A 16776-nucleotide genomic window follows, 5' to 3' on the forward strand; every position below is an offset into this window, starting at 1 on the left:
CGCCGCCCCCGCCGTCCTGCCCCCCGAGCTCGACGGCGTCGCCGCCGAGGTCCGCCGGATCCGGGCCCTGTCGGCGGGCTGAGCACGCGCCGCCCGGCAGGCCCCGCTCAGAGCGCCTCCCAGGGGACGTGCGACCAGGCGGCGGTGAGGAGCGCGGCCAGTTCGGCACCCTCCTCCGCAGCGGCCGGCGGACGGACGGAGCACGGCACGCCGACGGCGGGCAGCGCGGCCCGCCGCAGCTGCACGGTGACGCCGGGCAGGACGGGCGCGTCGGGCCAGCAGACCCGCTCCCCGTTCCGGAACGCCGCGTTCCGGACCGAGCCCTCGCGGACCGGCCCGTCCCGGCCGGGGCCCGGGCCCGTCGCCGCTCCGGCCCGGGCGGGAGCCGCGGAGCCGGGCAATGCCCGGCCCGGTGACGGCGCGGGGCGGTAACCTGCGGGTTCGGGCGCGCCGCCGGGCTCCGCGGGACGGACGGCGGCGGCGCGGCAGGGGACTTCGTACGGAGGGGCGGGAACATGGAGGGCGGACGGTCGAGCGCGGAGAGCAGACGGTCGACGGGAGAGAGCAGGGGAGGGGAGAGCAGGGCAGGGGAGAGCAGGCCGGGGGAGGGAAGACGGCCGACGTTGGAGGCCGTCGCCGCGCACGCGGGCGTCGGGCGCGGCACCGCCTCCCGGGTGGTCAACGGCGCGGACAACGTCAGCAGCAAGGCGCGGGAGGCGGTGCTCCGGGCGATCGGCGAGCTCGGCTACGTGCCCAACAACCTGGCCCGGGGGCTGGTGCGGCGCCGCACCGACACCGTCGCGCTGGTGATGGGCGTCTCCGAGGACACGGTCTGGGACGAGCCCTACTTCTCCGTCCTGGTCCGCGGCATCAAGCGCGGGCTCGCCGGGACGGGGCTCCAACTGCTGCTCGCCATCGCCCAGTCGGGGCCCGAGGAGGAGCAGCTGATGCACTACCTGACGGCCCAGCACGTCGACGGCGTCCTGCTGACCTCGCTGCACGGCAACGACCCGATGCCCCGCCACCTCGAGGAGAGCGGCATCCCCACCGTGGTCATCGGCGCGCCCCTCGGCTTCGACCCGGCCTACTGCGTGGACGTGGACAACCGCGACGGCGCCCGCCGCGCCGTCCGCCACCTCGTCCAGCAGGGACGCCGCCGGATCGCCACCGTCACCGGCCCGCAGGACACCCGGGCCGGTCTGCAGCGCCTCCAGGGCTTCCACGACGCGCTCGCCGACGCAGGCCTGCCCGCGGGCCCGGTCGCCCACGGCGACTTCTCCGCCGACTCCGGGGTGCACGCGATGCAGGAACTGCTCGGGCGCGACCCGGAACTCGACGCCGTCTTCGCGGCCTCGGACAGCATGGCGATCGGCGCGATGCGGGTCCTGAAGGAGCAGGGGCGCCGCGTCCCCGAGGACGTGGCCGTGGTCGGCTTCGACGACTCGCCCATCGCCACGCACACCGACCCGCCGCTGACCTCCGTCCACCAGCCGCTGGAGAAGATGGGCCGGGAGATGACGCGGATGCTGATCGCCCGGATCAACGGCGAGACGGTGGCGCGCCCGACGGTGGTCTTCGAACCGCAGCTGGTGGTGCGGGACTCCACCTGAGCCCGCCGGCCCGGGCACCCCCGAACCAGCGGAACCAGCGGAACCAGCGAACGGCAGGTGCAGTGCGATGTACGCGACACGACCGGCGGAGGCCCGCCTCGACGACACCGGCCACGTCCTGGTCGCGCCCCCGCGGGCGCGGGAGGAGGACGCGGCGGTCGGCGACTTCTTCGGCACCGTGGTCACGCCGGAGGAACTGGCCGCCGGCGCGGTCGACCTCACCGGACGGACCGTCCACCTGCACGCCGACGCGGCCGCCACCGACCCGGCCCTGCTGCGCGCCGCCGCCCGGGTGCTCGCCGACCCGGGCCGGGCACCGCGGCGCGTCGGCGGCCCGGACGGTCCGGAGGGCCCCGATGGCCCGAACGGTCCCGGCGGCGCCCTCGGCGTGTACTACCGCCGGTTCTTCGACCCCGGCGAGGGCCACTTCGGGCGGATCAGCGGCGAGCACGCGTTCCAGTCCCTGACCGAGTCCACCAAGCCCGGGACGGCCCACCGCAGCGGCATCTACCTGACGCCCGTCACCGCGGACGGCGCCGAACTGCACTTCCGCCTGCTGCGCTGCTCCACCAACCTCTCCGGCCCCACCGAGGGCTTCCGGGCCACCGACACCCGCATCGTCGACGCCCTGAACCGGGAGGCCGCGACCGTCCTGCGGGGCCACGCGCCGCTGAACCACGTCCTCGCGCAGATCTACCACAACACCCCCGCCACCGCCGGGCGCAAGCAGTCCAAGGCCAGGATCTCGGCGCACGCCGACAAGACCAAGGACATGCCCGCCAACGGCCTGATGGCCTTCTGCACCTTCTACGACCACCGCCTCGACGCCCTGCCGCCGCTGCCCGCGGACCCCGACGACCGCGGCCCGAACGGCGTCAGCGCCCTGACCGGGCTGCACTTCCGCCGCAAGGAGCAGCCGGTGGAGCCGGGCGCGACCGCACTGCCCGCCCGGTTCACGGTGACCCTGCACCCCGGCTCCGTGCTGTTCCTGCCGCTCTCCACCAACCGCCTGTACACCCACGAGATCCGGCCCCCCGCGCTGGACGCCGCCCTGCTCCCGACCCGCCTCGGGTACGTGGTGCGCTGCTCGGACGCCGAAGCCGTCCACCGGGACGGCCGGACCTACCTCAAGACCGCCGACGGGCCGGTCGAGCTCGGGCCGCCCACCGAGGCCGGGACGGAGGAGCTGCGCCGCCGGTACGCCGAGGAGAACCGGAGCACCTCCTTCGTCGACTACGGCGCGGAGTTCCCGTTCAGCCTGAACGAGGGGGACTACCTTGCCCCGCGCCCCTGAGCCCCCCGCGGAGGTCCGCTCCCTCCGGCTGCCGACCGGGCGCGACCTGTTCGCCGAGCTGTCCGCGGCCACCCGCTGGGAGGAGGCCGGCCGGGGCCGCCGCAGCGCCGTGCTGGTCCGGCCGGACGCGGCGGGCCGCGTGCCGCTGGTGCGCACCACCGCCCGGTACGCGCACCCGGCGCAGCGCTTCCGGCCGGTGCACGCGTGGCTGGCGGAGCGGATCCGCGAACGGGCCGCGCTGCCGGACCCGTTCGACAACGCCCTCGCCGAGGTCTACACCAACGCCTACACCCGGATGGGCGCCCACTCCGACCTCGCCCTCGACCTGGCCGAGGGCTCGTCGATCGCCGTCTTCTCCTGCTACCGGGACTCCGCGGCGGTGCTGCCGCGCACCCTGCGCGTCCGGGCGAAGGAGGACGACGGGGGCGAGGAGTCGGTGGTGCCGCTGCCGCACCACGGCGTCGTGGTGTTCTCCGTCGCGGCCAACCGGCGGCTGCGGCACCGGATCGTGCTGGACCCGCCCGCCCGGGCGGTGGACAACGAGTGGCTGGGGATGACCTTCCGGACCTCGCGGACCCGGCTCGAATTCCGCGACGGGCGTCCCCACCTCCCGGACGGACAGGGGGAGTTGACGCTCGCCACCGAGGAGCAGCGGAGCGAGTTCCACCGGCTGCGGCGCCGCGAGAACGCGGAGAGCGACTTCGGCTACCCGCCGCTGGCGTACACCGTCAGCGAGAGCGACCTGCTGCCGCCGCACTGACCACCAGGTGGGCGCGCCGCGGAGGAACGGCGCGGGGTCGGTAGACTCGGCGGGCACTGACAACGTTGACATCACGGGTCGGTGCACCGCCGGACCCGCCCCCGGACCGTCGCACCCGCCCCCCGGACCGCTGAACCCGCCCCGCCTGGAGTACCCGCATGCCACTGGCGCTCGTCGCCCTCGCCGTCACCGCGTTCGCGATCGGCACCACCGAGTTCTCCGCGATGGGGCTGCTCCCGCAGATCGCCCACGGCCTGGACCGGACGATCCCGCAGACCGGCTGGCTGATCTCGCTGTACGCGCTGGGCGTGGTGATCGGGGCGCCGCTGCTGACCGCGGTGGCCGCGAAGCTGCCGCGCAAGACGGTGCTGATCGGGCTCGCCGGGCTGTTCACCCTCGGGAACCTGCTGTGCGCCGTCGCACCGAACTTCGCCTTCCTCGCGGTGGCCCGGCTGATCACCGGCCTGCCGCACGGCGCGTTCTTCGGCGCCGGGGCGGTCGCCGCCGCCGAACTGGTCGCCCCGCACCTGCGGGCCCGCGCCGTGTCGGTGATGTTCTCCGGGCTGACGGTCTCGAACATCCTCGGCGTGCCCGCCGCCACCCTGCTCGGCCAGCACCTGGGCTGGCGGGCCGCGATGCTCGTCGTGGTGGCGATCGGCCTGCTCGGCGCCGCCGCCATCGCCCGCTTCGTCCCGCACCTGCCCAGCCACCCCGGCGCGGGCCTGCGCAGCGAACTCGCCACCTTCCGCAGCGGGCAGCTCTGGCTGGCCCTGGCCACCGTGGTCTTCGGCTGCGCCGGACTGTTCGCCTGCTACACCTACATCACCCCCACCCTCACCGACGTCGCCGGGTTCGCCGAGGGCTCGGTCACCCTGGTCCTCGCCCTGTTCGGCGTCGGCATGACCATCGGCAACGTGATCGGCGGCTACGCGGCCGACCGGGCGCTGCGCCCGTCGATCTGCGCGGCGTTCCTGGCGATGGCCGGAGCGCTCGGACTGTTCGCGCTCACCGCGCACAACCGCTGGTCGGCCGCCGCGACGGTGGTGCTGATCGGCCTGGCGGGCTTCGCCACCGTCCCGACCGTGCAGACCCTGGTGATCCAGAAGGCGCGCACCGCCCCCACGCTGGCCTCCGCGACCGTGCAGGGCGCCTTCAACCTGGCCAACGCGACGGGCGCCTGGCTCGGCGGCCTGGCGATCGACGCCGGGTTCGGCCTGACCTCGCCCTCGCTGGTCGGCGCGGGCCTGTCGCTGCTCGGCTTCGCGATCGCCGCCGTCTCCTGGTCGGTCGACCGGCGCACCCCGGCCGCGGCCGCCGTCGCCGTCGCCGACCAGCCGGTGGGGGCCGGGCCCGCGGGGTCCGAGCCCGCGGGGACGGCGGCCGCGACGGGCTGACGCGGCGGGCTGACGGGGCGGGCTGACGGGGCGTCGACGCGGCAGGCCCTCGACGGGACCGGACGGTCGATGATCTTATGAGCGTCCGGGCCCTCGTGCGGGAGGCCCGTGCGACCCCGAAGGAGCGACCCCGTGACCGAGACCACCGAACTGCCCGGCCGGGTCGGCGTGATGCTGCCCCGCGACCTGCCAGTGCACCAGGTCCTCCCGTACGCGCGCCGCGCCGAGGAGCTCGGCTTCGACGAGCTGTGGGTGGTCGAGGACCTCGGCTGGCGCGGCGGCATCGCCCAGGCCGCCAGCGTGCTCGCCGCCACCGGGCGGATCACCGTCGGCCTCGGCATCCTCCCCGCCGGGGCCCGCAACGCCTGCTTCGCCGCGATGGAACTCGCCACCCTCGCCCAGCTCCACCCCGGCCGCCTCACCGCGGGCGTCGGCCACGGCATGCGCGAGTGGATGGAGCAGGCGGGCGGCGCCTGGCCCGCCAGCCCGCTCACCCTGCTGCGCGAGTACGCCAGCGCGCTGCGCGCCCTGCTGCGCGGCCAGGACGGCCCCGCCGACGGACGCTACGTGCGCTGCCACGGCGTACGGCTGACCGAGACCCCCGAGGTGGTGCCGCCCGTGCTGCTGGGCGTGCGCGGCCCCAGGTCGCAGGCCCTGGCCGGGCAGGTCGCCGACGGCCTGCTGCTCGCCGAACCCGCCGCCCCCGCCTACGTCGCCGCCTCGCTGCGCCACCTCGGCCGCACCGGCGCCGAGGTGGTCACGTACGACGTCGCCGCCGTGGACGAGGACGGCGAGGCCGCCGTCGCACGCGTCCGGGCCGGGCTGGCCGCGATCGGCGAACCCGACTGGGCGCCGCACATCGACCCGCTCCCGTTCGCCGCCGAGTTCCGCGCCCACCGGGCCGCCTGCGCCGACGGCGCGCAGTTCGCCCGCAGCATGCCCGCCGAGTGGGTCCGCGCCCTCGCCGTCACCGGCACGCCCGACCAGGCCCGCGCCGCGATCGCCGCCCGCCACGCGGCCGGGGCCACCTGCGTCGTCCTCGCCCCCGCCGGGCCCGACCCGCTGGGCGCCCTCAAGTCGCTGGCCCTCGCCCTGCCCGGCCGGGCCTGACCGCGGTCCGGAGGAGCGCGGCGGTCCGGCGGGTCAGGCCGGAGCGGTGCACCGGTCGGCCCAGGAGAGGGCCGGTTCGAGCGGCTCGTACCACGAGCTGAGGCCGAGCAGCCTGCTGCCGAGCTCGGTGAGCCGCGCGGTCGGGTAGCGCTTGGACTCGTCCAGCACCGGCTCGCCGACCGGGGCCCGGTTCCGGCGCGGGGTGCGCAGGTGGCGCCAGGAGTCGACGCGGGACTCGCGCAGCCGCTCGTGCTCCTCCAGGGCGGGCGCCATCGACAGGTACTGCACGGCGCGCACGCCCCGCTCGGAGAGGTTGCGGGCGACGCCGTGCGCCAGCAGCCCGTTCCAGATCAGCAGGTCGCCGGGGTGCAGCTCGGGGCGGACCACCGGGAACTCGGCCCCGTCGACGGCGGGACGCAGCGGGTCGCGGTCGGCGGGCTGGGCGAGCCGCCACGGCTCGAACCGGCGGAACAGCTCCGGGCTGCAGTGGAAGCCGCCGGTGTCGGGCGCGGTCTCGTTGAGCGCGATGAGGCCCTGCACCCGCTGCGGCGGCACGCCCAGCGAGGTGTCGACGTCCCAGTGCAGCTCGACCCCGGCGGCGCGGTCGGCCCGGCCGGGGCCCGCGGGCCCGCGGTCGACGGATCCGCGGTCGACGGATCCGCGGTCGGCGGGGCCGAGCAGGGCCCGGTCCCGGCTGCCGCGGTTGGGCGGGTTGAGGTTGAGCCGGTCCAGGGTGACCCACAGCTCCTCGCAGTCCCAGACGTCCACGAAGGCGTCGTAGACCCGCTGGTTCTGCCGGCTGTCCCACTGCAACTGGTGGTGGTACGCCTCGACGAAGCCGTGGACGTGCAGTTCCCGGTCCAGGTCGGAGCGGAACGGCCGGTCGGTGAACCAGCCCGCCGGGTCGTTCGGGTCCAGGCCCTGGAACTCCCAGGCGAAGTCGAGCATCCGGCGGGCGTGCTCGGCGGGCACCGCCTCGCGGACGACCACGTAGCCGTGGGTCTGCCAGTGCGCGAAGTCCTGCGCGGAGAGCACCCGCAGCGGGCGGGACTTGGCGAGCTCGCGCAGGGTGTGCTGGGCGAGGTAGGACTCGCCGTCGGTGCTGAAGTACGGGCGGTCGCTCGCGGCCCGGTACAGGCGGGCGGGGCGGGACGGTGCGAACAGCATGGGGAAATCCCCTCCGGGGAGCGTGCGGGAGGTGGGCGGGGTGCCGGGCGCCCCGGCGGCGGCCCGCGAACACGGCAGCGGGCCCGGCAGGGCAGGGACGCGGGCGACGGGGAAGGGCGGCGTGGGGAGTGCGCCGCGGTCGCTCCGATCGCCAGATTGGTTCAGACCAAAGGTGTTGTCAAGTTCCTGACCGGTAACCAGGGAGGCCGCGCGTCAAGCTCGTTGGGGTCACGACTCGGCGGACGGTCGGAGACGGAACCGGGGACGACGGGAGACCTCCGACCCCGGCAGCTCCAGCAGACCGGGCGCCGCCGGCACGGCTGGCGCGGTTGGCACGGCTGGCGCGGCGGTTCCCGCGGGTGCCGCGGGCGCCACCTCGTCCGCCAGCAGGGCCAGCGCCTCGTGCCACAGCGGGACGGCCTCCTCCGGCCGCCCCAGCGCGACCAGCGCGTGCCCGAGCTGCTCCAGGGCCCGCCCCCGGGCCCACCGGTCACCGGAGGCGCGGTGCAGCTCCAGGGCCCGGCGCAGGCAGCCGACCGCCTGCGGCAGCCGCCCGAACGCCCGGTGCACGGCGCCCAGGTGCAGCAGGGCCAAGCCCTCGGTGCGCGGGTCCGGCCCGGTCGAGCGCAGCGACAGCCCCTCCAGCAGGAAGCGCTCCGCGTCGGCCAGCCGTCCCAGCCGCAGCGAGGCGTCCCCCAGGTTGGTCAGGGTCACCCGCTCCGCCCGGCGCTGCCCCGTCGCCCGGGCCAGCGGCAGGGCGGGCCCCAGCAGCTCCAGGGCCTCCGCGGCCCGCCCCTGACGCAGGATCAGCTCGGCCAGGTGGTTGCGCGCCGCGCACTCGCTCTCCGGCTCCGCCCCGCCGTCCGCGCAGCGCTCCAGCGCCCGCCGCAGGTGGATCTCCGCCTCCACCGGCCGCCCCGCGTGCAACTGGGCCGTGCCCAGCAGGGCCAGCGACACCGTCAGGGCCCGCGGATCGGTGCTGTCGGTCGCCGCCGCGACGGCTATCCGGGCCGCGTTCAACCACTCCGCCCGGTGCTGCTGCCGGTGGAAGAACGACCACAGCGCGAACGGCAGCTGCCAGGCCGCGGGCGGCCGCCCCGCCAGCGCCGCGTGCCGGATCAGCGACAGCAGGTCCGCCAGGTGCGCCTCGCACCAGGCCACCGCGTCCCCGGCCGCCCCGAACACCGGCGGCCGCACCCCCGGCAGCGGCGCCGCCCCCGCCGGACGGCCCCCCGGCTCCAGCAGCCGACCGGCCGCGTCCGCGCCCTGCCGGTACCAGTCGTACAGCCGGTCCAGCGCCGCCGCCCGGTCCCGCGGGGAGTCCTGGCTCTCCGCCAGCTCCCGCCCGTACACCTGCAGCAGCGAGTGGAAGCGGAACCGCTCCGGCGCCTCCAGCTCCAGCAGGTGGACGTCCGCCAGCACGTCCAGCAGCTCGTGCGCGTTGCCCGCCGTGGTGCCCAGCAGCGCCGCCGCGGTCTCCGCGGTCAGCGCCGCGCCCGGGTGCAGCGCCAGCAGCCGGAAGGCGCGGGCCGGCTCCGGGGCCAGCGCCCGGTACGACCAGGAGAACACCGTCCGCAGCGCCGAGTCGCCGTCGTCCGCCGCGGCCAGCACGTGCAGCCGGGTGCGGTCCGAACGCAGCTCCTCGTTGACCCGGGTCAGCGTCAGGCCCGGCCGCGACAGCGCCCGTTCGGCCGCCACCAGCAGCGCCAGCGGCAGGCGCCCGCAGCGGCGCACCAGCTCACCCGCCGCCGCCGGGTCCGCGTCCACCCGCTCCGGTCCCAGGGTGCGGCGCAGCAGCTCCACCGCCCGCTCCTCCGGCAGCGGGGCCAGCGTCACCCGCCGCGCCCCCTCCCGCACCACCAGCCCGGCCATCCTGGTCCGGCTGGTCACCAGCACCACGCACCCCGGCGCGCCCGGCAGCAGCGGACGCACCTGGGCGGGCGCCGCCGCGTTGTCCAGCACCAGCAGCACCCGCCGCTCGGCCAGCAGCGTGCGCAGCAGCGCGCTGCGCTCCGGCACCCGCGGCGGGATCGTCCCCGCGTCCGCGCCCAGCGCCCGCAGGAAGCCGTCCAGCACCTCGCCCGGCTCCCGCGGGGCCCCCGAACTGCCGTGCCCCGCCAGGTCGCTGAACAGCACCCCGTCCGGGAACCGGTCGCGGACCCGGTGCGCCCACTGCACCGCCAGCGCGGTCTTGCCGACCCCGCCCATCCCGTCCAGCACCCACACCCGCGGCCCGACCTCGCCCCAGCGCGGCCGGGCCGGGGACAGCGCCCCGTCCAGCTCGGCGAGCGCCGCCTCGCGGCCCGCGAACACGCCCGGCGCGGGCGGCAGCTGCACGGGCACGGCGAGCGGCGCGGCGGGCGGCACGGCGGTCGGCGGCGGGGGAGCGGCCTCGGGGGAGCCGGGGTTGCCGGGGTTGCCGGGGGTGCCGGGGTTGCCGGGGGTGCCGGGGGTGCCGGGGGTGCCGGGGCTGCCGACGCTGTCGACGGCGGCCGGGGCCTTCGGCGGGTCCGGCGGGCCCAGCCGTTCGGGGGCGACGCCCAGCGCCCGGGCGCAGGCCGCGGCCAGCAGCTCGTTGCCGGGCCGCCGCCCGGTCTCCACCCGGCTCAGGTAGCTCTTGCTGTAACTGGTCGCCCGGGCCAGCTCCGCGAGGGACACCCCGCGCTCCTCCCGCAACGCCCGCAGCCGCTCGCCGAACCTCACCGGCCCCGGCCCCCACTTCCTGACGCACTGTCACTGCCCGGCGGCGCGCGGTGCCCGAGGTGTTGCCAGCCGCCCCTGTCAACGGGCAACACCTTGCCGCCTCCCCGTGCGAACCCGAAGGATGGGGGCGGTGCCCGGCTCCGCAGCACGCCGTCGCGCCAGCCTATCCGCCGTCAGGGAAGCGGCGGACCGGCCGTCCACCGGAACCGACCAGGCCAGCGGAGCGTGATGCCCCGGGAGAACCGCCCCACCCCGCGCCCCGCCGCGGGCACCATCCCGCGCCCCGCCGCGCGCCCCGCCGCGGGCACCACCGCGGGCACCCGTCCGTTGGACCGGTGCCGGGCGGAGGACCGGGCGGAGGACGGAGCGCAGCGGTGGTGCCCTACCTGATCGTGCTGGGCGTGCTGGGCACGGTGCTGACCGCGCTCGGGTACGCCGGGCGGGCGCTGCGCCGACGCGGCGGTACCGGCGCGTCCGCACTGCGCGGCGCCCTGGCCGGGTACGAGGAGGCGATGCGCGCCACCTCGTACCAGGCGCACGTGGAACTGCGGGCGCAGGCCGACCGGACCGTCCCGGTCGACGCGCCCGACGGCTTCCGGCCCGTCCTCAGCCCGCACGCCCGCGGCCGCGGCAGCCTCCCCGGCCCGCTCAGGCGCGGGCGTCGGCGCCGTCGGCGGTGGTGGCGGCGGCCGTGACCGTCACCTTGAGGTGCTTCATGATCGGCTGGTCGCTCTGCGCGCTGTGGTCGTCGATCGCGCACAGCACGTTCATCTCCGGCATGTAGCCCGCCGCGCAGCCCCGGGGCAGGTCGTACGGGACGGCGAGGTAGCCGTGCAGCGAGCGGGTGGAGCCGTCGCGGGCGGTGGCGGTGACGTCGACCGGGTCGAACTCGGCGAGGTGGCGCTCGCGCATGTCCTGGCGGTTCATGAACACCAGGGTGCGCAGGTTCTTCACGCCCCGGTAGCGGTCGTCGTCCGAGTAGATCGTGGTGTTCCACTGGTCGTGCGAGCGCATCGTGCCCAGCACCAGCGTCCCCGGCTCGGGCAGTACGTCCGGCAGCGGCGCGGCGGAGAACTCGGCCCGCCCCGACGGCGTCAGGAACACCAGCTCGCGGGCGGGCTGCCGGATCCGGAAGCCCAGCGGCAGGCGCACCCGCCGGTTGAAGTCCTCGAAGCCGTCCAGCACCTTCGCCATGGTGTCGCGGATCCGGTCGTAGTCCTCGACGTACCACTCCCAGGGCGTGCCGCTGCCCGGCAGTGCGGCCCGGGCCAGGCCCGCGATGATCGCCGGTTCGGAGAGCAGCTGCCGGGAGGCGGGCTTCTTCCGCATCCCCACCGACAGGTGCACCATGCTCATCGAGTCCTCCACCGAGGAGGCCTGCACGCCGCCGCGCTGCCGGTCCTGCTCGGTGCGGCCCAGGCAGGGCAGGATCAGCGCCCGCCGCCCGTGCACCAGGTGGCTGCGGTTCAGCTTCGTCGACACGTGCACCGTCAACTCGCAGCGGCGCAGCGCCCCGTGCGTGTAGGCGGTGTCCGGCGCGGCCATCGCGAAGTTGCCGCCCATCCCGACGAACACCTTCACCTCGCCGCGCGCCATCGCGTGGATCACCCCGACGGTGTCCAGCCCGTGCGCGCGCGGCGCGTCGATCCCGCAGACCTGCGAGAGCCGGTCCAGGAACTCCGGCGCCGGACGGTGGTCGATCCCGCAGGTCCGGTTGCCCTGCACGTTGGAGTGCCCGCGCACCGGCGACGGCCCGGTGCCCTCCCGGCCCAGGTTGCCGCGCAGCAGCAGCACGTTGACGATCTCCCGCACGGTGTCCACCCCGTGCTCGTGCTGGGTCACGCCCAGGCACCAGGAGAAGATCGACCGGTCCGCCTCCCGGTACACCCGGGCCGCCGCCAGCAGCTGGGGCCGGCTCAGGCCGCTCTGCCGCTCCAGCTCCTCCCAGGGCGTCTTCTCCACCAGCTCCCGGTACGCCGCGAACCCGGTGGTGTACCGCTCGACGAAGTCCTCGTCCAGCGCCTTCGGGTCGTGCGCCGACTGCTCCAGCACCGCCTTCGCGATCCCCCGCAGCAGCGCCATGTCGCCGCCGATCCGCACCTGCAGGTTGAGGGAACTGGTGGACGTCGCCCGCCCCAGCGCCATGTTCCCGAACTCGTGCGGCACGATGGTGCGGGTCGCCGCCGCCTCCACCAGCGGGTTGACGTGCACCACCTGCGCGCCGCGCCGGGTCGCGTCGGCCAGCGCCGTCAGCATCCGCGGCGCGTTGGACGCCGCGTTCACGCCCAGGACGAACAGCGCGTCCGCGGCCTCCCAGTCGCGCAGGTCGGCCGTCCCCTTGCCCGTCCCGAGCGAGGCCGTCAGCGCCCGCCCCGACGCCTCGTGGCACATGTTCGAGCAGTCGGGGAGGTTGTTGGTGCCCAGTTCACGGGCCATCAGCTGGTACAGGAACGTCGCCTCGTTGCCCAGCCGTCCCGAGGTGTAGAACGCGGCCTCGTCCGGGGCGTCCAGGCCGCGCACCACCTCGCCGAACAGGTCGAAGGCGCGCTGCCAGTCGATCGGGACGTACCGGTCGGTGTCCGGGTCGTAGACCATCGGCTCGGTCAGCCGGCCCTGGTCCTCCAGTGCGAAGTCGCTCCACTCCGACAGCTCGGAGACGGTGTGCGCCGCGAAGAACTCCCGGCCCACCCGCTTGCCCGTCATCTCCCAGGTGACGTGCTTGATCCCGTTCTCGCAGATGTCCAGGTGCAGGCCCTTGTAGTCGTCCGGCCAGGCGCACCCCGGGCAGTCGAACCCGCCGTCCTCGTGGTTCATCCTCAGCACCGCCCGCGGACCGTCCAGCCACTCCCCGGTCGCGGCCACCACCTTCGCCACGCTCCTCGCGGCACCCCACCCCGCGGCCGGATGCCGGTACGGTTCGAACGACGGCGGCGCCGACGGCTCCGCCCCCACACTCGGCTCCACCTGTGGTTCCTCGGCAGCGGTCACGGCACGCCTCCCGGCTCTCGGGCACTCCTCACGGCAACGGAACCCCCATCGTGCCCACCGCGGGCCCGCCCGCGCCCCACCGCCGCGCCGGGCGGACGGCCCCGGTCCGGGCCGGGACAGGGCGGTTTCCCGAACCCCGAAGACGGGCGGTGGCACCATCGAGACCCCCGCCCCGCCCCGGCCACGATGAAGGCATGGACATGGACGAGGAAACGATCGACACCGCCGCCCGGGCCGACGACCTGCACCGGCAGTACGGGCGCGGCCCCCGGGCCGTGGCGGCGCTGCGCGGAGTCAGCGCCCGGTTCGCGGCGGGCACCTTCACCGCCGTGATGGGACCCTCCGGATCCGGCAAGACCACACTGCTGCACTGCCTCGCCGGAATGGACCGCCCCGACCGCGGCACCGTCCGGTGGGGCGACACCGAGATCGGCGCCCTCCCCGAACGCCGCCTCGCCGCACTGCGGCGGGAGAACGTCGGATTCGTCTTCCAGGCCTTCAACCTGATGCCCGCCATGACCGCCGCCCAGAACGTCGAACTCCCCGGCCGCCTCGCCGGACACCGCCCCGACCGGCGGCAGGTCCACGAGGCCCTGGCCAGGGTCGGCCTGGCCGACTGCGCGCGCAAACGCCCCGCCACCCTCTCCGGCGGCCAGCAGCAGCGGGTCGCCATCGCCCGGGCCCTGCTCTCCCGCCCCCGCGTGCTGTTCGCGGACGAGCCCACCGGCGCCCTCGACCGCACCACCGGCCGGGAGGTCCTCGCCCTGCTGCGCGAAGGCGTCGACCACGACGGACGGACCTGCGTCATGGTCACCCACGACCCGGCCGCCGCCGCGTACGCCGACCGCGTCCTGCTGCTCGCCGACGGCCGCCTGGTCGACGAACTCCACCACCCCACGGCCGACCGGGTCGCCCACGCGCTCGCCCTCGTGGACAGGACGCCCCCGGACAGGACGCACGCGTGCGGCGCCCACGCGGACGGCGCCCACGCAGGACCGGCTCACGAGACGGACGGAGCGGACGGACGATGACCACCGCACTCGCCTGGGGACAACTGCGGTGCAGGCCCGCCGGGTTCACCGGCCTCGCCGTGGCCCTGCTGCTCGCCGTCGCCGCCGTCACCGCCCTCGGCACACTGCTCGGCGCCGAACGCGGCGTCACCGCGGCGCAGCGGCAGGCCGTCGGCGGTCCCGGGGTGCTGCTGATCGTCGGGGCGTTCGGGGAGATCACCGTCCTGGTGGCGTTCTTCGTCGCCCTGCACACCCTCGGCTTCGCCCTGCGCCACCAGTACCGCGACCTCGCCCTGCTGCGCACCGTCGCGGCCACGCCCCGGCAGGTCCGCCGGCTGCTGCGCACCCAGAGCGCCCTGGTCGTCCTGGCCGTCGCCGCCCCCGGGGCCCTGCTCGGCAGCGCCGGGGCCCGCGCCTTCCTCGCCGGCCTGCAGCACCACGCCCTGGCCGCACCTCAGGCCCGGACCACCGGCACCCTCCCCGCCGCGCTCGCCGCCACCGCCGTCACCCTGCTGCTCGCGAGCGCCGCCGCGAGCGCCGCCGCCCACCGGATCACCCGGCCCGCCCCCGCCGCCGCCCTTACCGGCAGCACCGGCGCCACGCCCAGCCCCGGACCGCTCCGCCTCACCGCGGCGGCGGCCGCCCTCACCGGCGGCGTCCTGCTGCTGCGCCTCGCCGCGACCCGACCCGCCGATGAAGTCGACAAATCGGCACAGGCCGCCCTGCTCGCGACCCTGACCCTGCTGACCGCCGTCGCCCTCGCCGGCCCCCTGCTCGCCCGGCCCCCCGCCGCCCTGCTCGGCGCCGCCGCCCGCGCCCTCGCACCCGGCACCGGCTGGCTCGCCGACGCCAACCAACGCGGCCACGCCGTCCGCCTCGCCGCCGCCGTCGTCCCCGTCGCCCTGCTCACCGGGCTCTCCACCACCATGGCCACCATGACGGCCACCGCCCGGCACGCCGCCCGCGGCACGGGCGCAGGAGGCGGGGCCACCTCCGCCACCGACATCTGGCTGCGCCAGGCCGAACTCGGCCTCCTCACCGCCTTCGGCGCCGTCGCCACCCTCACCACCCTGATCGGGCTGACCGCCGAACGCCGCCGCGAACTCGCCCTGCTACGGCTCGTCGGCGCCACCCGTCCGCAAGTGCTCCGCACCGTCGCCGTCGAAGCCGCCCTCACCTGCGCCGTCGGCCTGCTCCTCGGTAGCCTGGTCACCGCCGCCACCACCACCGCCTTCAGCACCGCCGTCCTCGGCACCCCGCTCCCCGTCGTCCCCCTCGCCACCTGCGCCCGCACCGCCGCCACGGCCCTCCTGCTCACCGTGCCCACCACCCTCGCCACCGCGGCCGTCGCCCTGCGGGGCTCGGCGGTGGGGGCGGCGGGAGGCGGAACCGGGTGAGCACCGGTGCCGCGGCGCACGGGGCAAGGTGGTGCCCGGCGTCCGGCAGTCGACGCCGACGGCAGGACGAACGGAAGGACGGCGGCAGTGGGCGGGACGGTACGGCGGCGGTGGTGGTGGTGGACGGTGCGGCCCGGGGAGTGGGGGTTCGCGGTGCTGGGGCTGGCACCGGCGCTGCTCGGCGGGGCGTACGCACTGGCCGCGCTGTACGCCGGGGCGCTGCTGTCGCTGACCGTGGTCGGGCTGCCCGTGGTGGCGACCGCCCTGACCGGGGCCAGGGCGCTGGGGCGGCCGCACCGCCGACTCGTCCGGCTGCTGCTGGGCGCCGAAGTGCCCGACCCCGGGCGCGTGGTGCGGCCACCGGGGGCGGTCGCCGCGATCCGCACGGCGCTCACCGACGCGGTGGCCTGGCGCGCCCTCGGTTACCTGCTGCTGCGGCTGCCGCTGGGGCTGACGGCCGCGGCCGTCGCCCTGCTGCCGCTCGGCTGCCTCTGGCTGCTCGGCTTCCCGCTGTGGCTGCGGCTGCTGGAGGACGGGCCGCACCCCGCCGGACCCCTCGACCTGCTCGCCCCGCTGCTGGGCCTGACCGTGCTCGCGGCCACCGCACCCGCCGTCCGGCTGCTCGCCGAGGCCGACCGGCGGCTCGCCCGCCAACTGCTCGGACCGGCCCGCACCCAGCAGCGGGTCCGCGACCTGGAGGCCGCCCGCCACACCCTGCTCAGCGCCGGGAGCGACCGGCTCCGCCGCCTCGAACGCGACCTGCACGACGGCACCCAGGCCCGCCTGGTCGCCGTCGCCATCACCCTCTCCCTCGCCGACGACGTCCTCGCGGACCCGCACCTCGACCCGATGCGGCTGCGCACCCTGGTCGGCCGGGCCCGCAACCAGACCGACGACACCATCGCCGAACTGCGCGTCCTCACCCGCGGCCTGCGGCCCACCGGCCTCGACGGCGGACTCGCCGAGGCCCTGCCCGCGCTCGCCGCGGGCTGCGCCGTCCCCGTCACCCTCCGTCTCGACCTCCCGCGGGGCCCGGACGAGGCGGTCGAGCAGACCCTCTGGTACTGCGCCGCCGAGCTGCTCACCAACGTCACCCGGCACAGCGCCGCCCGCACCGCCGAACTCACCGTCGAACCGGTCGCCACCACCACCGGCACCGGCGAACTGGTCCGCCTGACCGTCCGGGACGACGGCCGCGGGGGCGCCACCGCCGGCCCGGGGAACGGCACCGGCCTCGCCGGACTGGCCGAGCGCCTCGCCGCCGTCGACGGCCGCCTGCGGATCGACAGCCCGCCCGGCGGCCCCACCACCGTCACCGCCGAACTGCCCGCCCGGCTGTGACC

At 76.6% G+C, this 16776-nt stretch carries 13 protein-coding genes; 9 read left to right on the forward strand and 4 right to left on the reverse strand.

The window, feature by feature from the left end:
* Positions 1-107 precede the first annotated feature (107 nt).
* Positions 108-401, reverse strand: a complete 294-nt coding sequence (locus OO57_RS23005) for a hypothetical protein (RefSeq protein WP_033254508.1) — start codon at positions 399-401, stop codon at positions 108-110.
* A gap of 222 nt (positions 402-623) precedes the next feature.
* On the opposite strand from OO57_RS23005, the gene OO57_RS23010 reads away from it, so the two are divergent.
* The 5 genes from OO57_RS23010 (at position 624) to OO57_RS23030 (ending at position 6168) form a co-directional block, all read left to right on the forward strand.
* Positions 624-1610 (forward strand): LacI family DNA-binding transcriptional regulator, encoded by a 987-nt coding sequence (locus OO57_RS23010; RefSeq protein ID WP_033254509.1) that lies wholly within the window; start codon positions 624-626, stop codon positions 1608-1610.
* A gap of 67 nt (positions 1611-1677) precedes the next feature.
* Entirely contained in the window at positions 1678-2904 is a 1227-nt protein-coding gene (locus OO57_RS23015) for a hypothetical protein (RefSeq protein ID WP_033254510.1), read from the forward strand.
* Positions 2888-3664, forward strand: a complete 777-nt coding sequence (locus tag OO57_RS23020) for a hypothetical protein (RefSeq protein WP_033254511.1) — start codon at positions 2888-2890, stop codon at positions 3662-3664. The genes OO57_RS23015 and OO57_RS23020 overlap by 17 nt, the downstream gene beginning before the upstream one ends.
* 158 nt (positions 3665-3822) lie before the next feature.
* A complete protein-coding gene (locus tag OO57_RS23025) occupies positions 3823-5058 on the forward strand; it encodes an MFS transporter (RefSeq protein WP_051778118.1) in 1236 nt (411 codons plus the stop codon).
* Positions 5059-5190: 132 nt separating this feature from the next.
* The gene (locus tag OO57_RS23030) at positions 5191-6168 is read left to right on the forward strand and encodes an LLM class flavin-dependent oxidoreductase (protein ID WP_033254512.1); all 978 of its coding nucleotides are present in this window, start codon (positions 5191-5193) and stop codon (positions 6166-6168) included.
* A 33-nt stretch (positions 6169-6201) separates the two neighbouring features.
* Here the strand turns inward: OO57_RS23030 and OO57_RS23035 are convergent, their stop codons facing one another.
* Positions 6202-7335: a phytanoyl-CoA dioxygenase family protein gene (locus tag OO57_RS23035; protein ID WP_033254513.1), complete on the reverse strand. Its 1134-nt coding sequence runs from the start codon at positions 7333-7335 to the stop codon at positions 6202-6204.
* Between the two features lie 228 nt (positions 7336-7563).
* Positions 7564-10038 (reverse strand): ATP-binding protein, encoded by a 2475-nt coding sequence (locus OO57_RS46890; RefSeq protein WP_051778119.1) that lies wholly within the window; start codon positions 10036-10038, stop codon positions 7564-7566.
* A gap of 374 nt (positions 10039-10412) precedes the next feature.
* Between OO57_RS46890 and OO57_RS23045 the strand changes: the two genes are divergently transcribed.
* Positions 10413-10733 carry a hypothetical protein gene (locus OO57_RS23045; protein WP_033254514.1) on the forward strand — a complete coding sequence of 107 codons (321 nt, stop codon included), beginning with the start codon at positions 10413-10415 and terminating at the stop codon, positions 10731-10733.
* On the opposite strand, the gene OO57_RS23050 is transcribed toward OO57_RS23045, so the two are convergent.
* Entirely contained in the window at positions 10687-13002 is a 2316-nt protein-coding gene (locus tag OO57_RS23050) for an FdhF/YdeP family oxidoreductase (protein WP_106974079.1), read from the reverse strand. The genes OO57_RS23045 and OO57_RS23050 overlap by 47 nt on opposite strands.
* A gap of 224 nt (positions 13003-13226) precedes the next feature.
* Between OO57_RS23050 and OO57_RS23055 the strand changes: the two genes are divergently transcribed.
* The 3 genes from OO57_RS23055 (at position 13227) to OO57_RS23065 (ending at position 16774) form a co-directional block, all read left to right on the forward strand.
* Complete coding sequence (locus tag OO57_RS23055; protein ID WP_081973893.1) at positions 13227-14057, forward strand: ABC transporter ATP-binding protein; 831 nt, start codon at positions 13227-13229, stop codon at positions 14055-14057.
* The gene (locus tag OO57_RS46895; RefSeq protein ID WP_033254516.1) at positions 14054-15433 is read left to right on the forward strand and encodes an FtsX-like permease family protein; all 1380 of its coding nucleotides are present in this window, start codon (positions 14054-14056) and stop codon (positions 15431-15433) included. The genes OO57_RS23055 and OO57_RS46895 overlap by 4 nt, the downstream gene beginning before the upstream one ends.
* An 87-nt stretch (positions 15434-15520) precedes the next feature.
* A complete protein-coding gene (locus OO57_RS23065) occupies positions 15521-16774 on the forward strand; it encodes a sensor histidine kinase (RefSeq protein ID WP_051778120.1) in 1254 nt (417 codons plus the stop codon).
* The last annotated feature ends 2 nt before the right edge of the window (positions 16775-16776 follow it).

The organism is Kitasatospora phosalacinea (assembly GCF_000717185.1).
GTDB classification, from domain to species: Bacteria; Actinomycetota; Actinomycetes; order Streptomycetales; family Streptomycetaceae; genus Kitasatospora; species Kitasatospora phosalacinea_A.

What these genes read in the sequence shown, in the direction of transcription:
- OO57_RS23015 (WP_033254510.1), top strand. Translation starts at nt 1,678, where the DNA reads ATGTACGCGACACGACCGGCGGAGGCCCGCCTCGACGACACCGGCCAC.
- OO57_RS23025 (WP_051778118.1), top strand. Translation starts at nt 3,823, where the DNA reads ATGCCACTGGCGCTCGTCGCCCTCGCCGTCACCGCGTTCGCGATCGGC.
- OO57_RS23035 (WP_033254513.1), bottom strand. Translation starts at nt 7,335, where the DNA reads ATGCTGTTCGCACCGTCCCGCCCCGCCCGCCTGTACCGGGCCGCGAGC.
- OO57_RS23055 (WP_081973893.1), top strand. Translation starts at nt 13,227, where the DNA reads ATGGACGAGGAAACGATCGACACCGCCGCCCGGGCCGACGACCTGCAC.
- OO57_RS46895 (WP_033254516.1), top strand. Translation starts at nt 14,054, where the DNA reads ATGACCACCGCACTCGCCTGGGGACAACTGCGGTGCAGGCCCGCCGGG.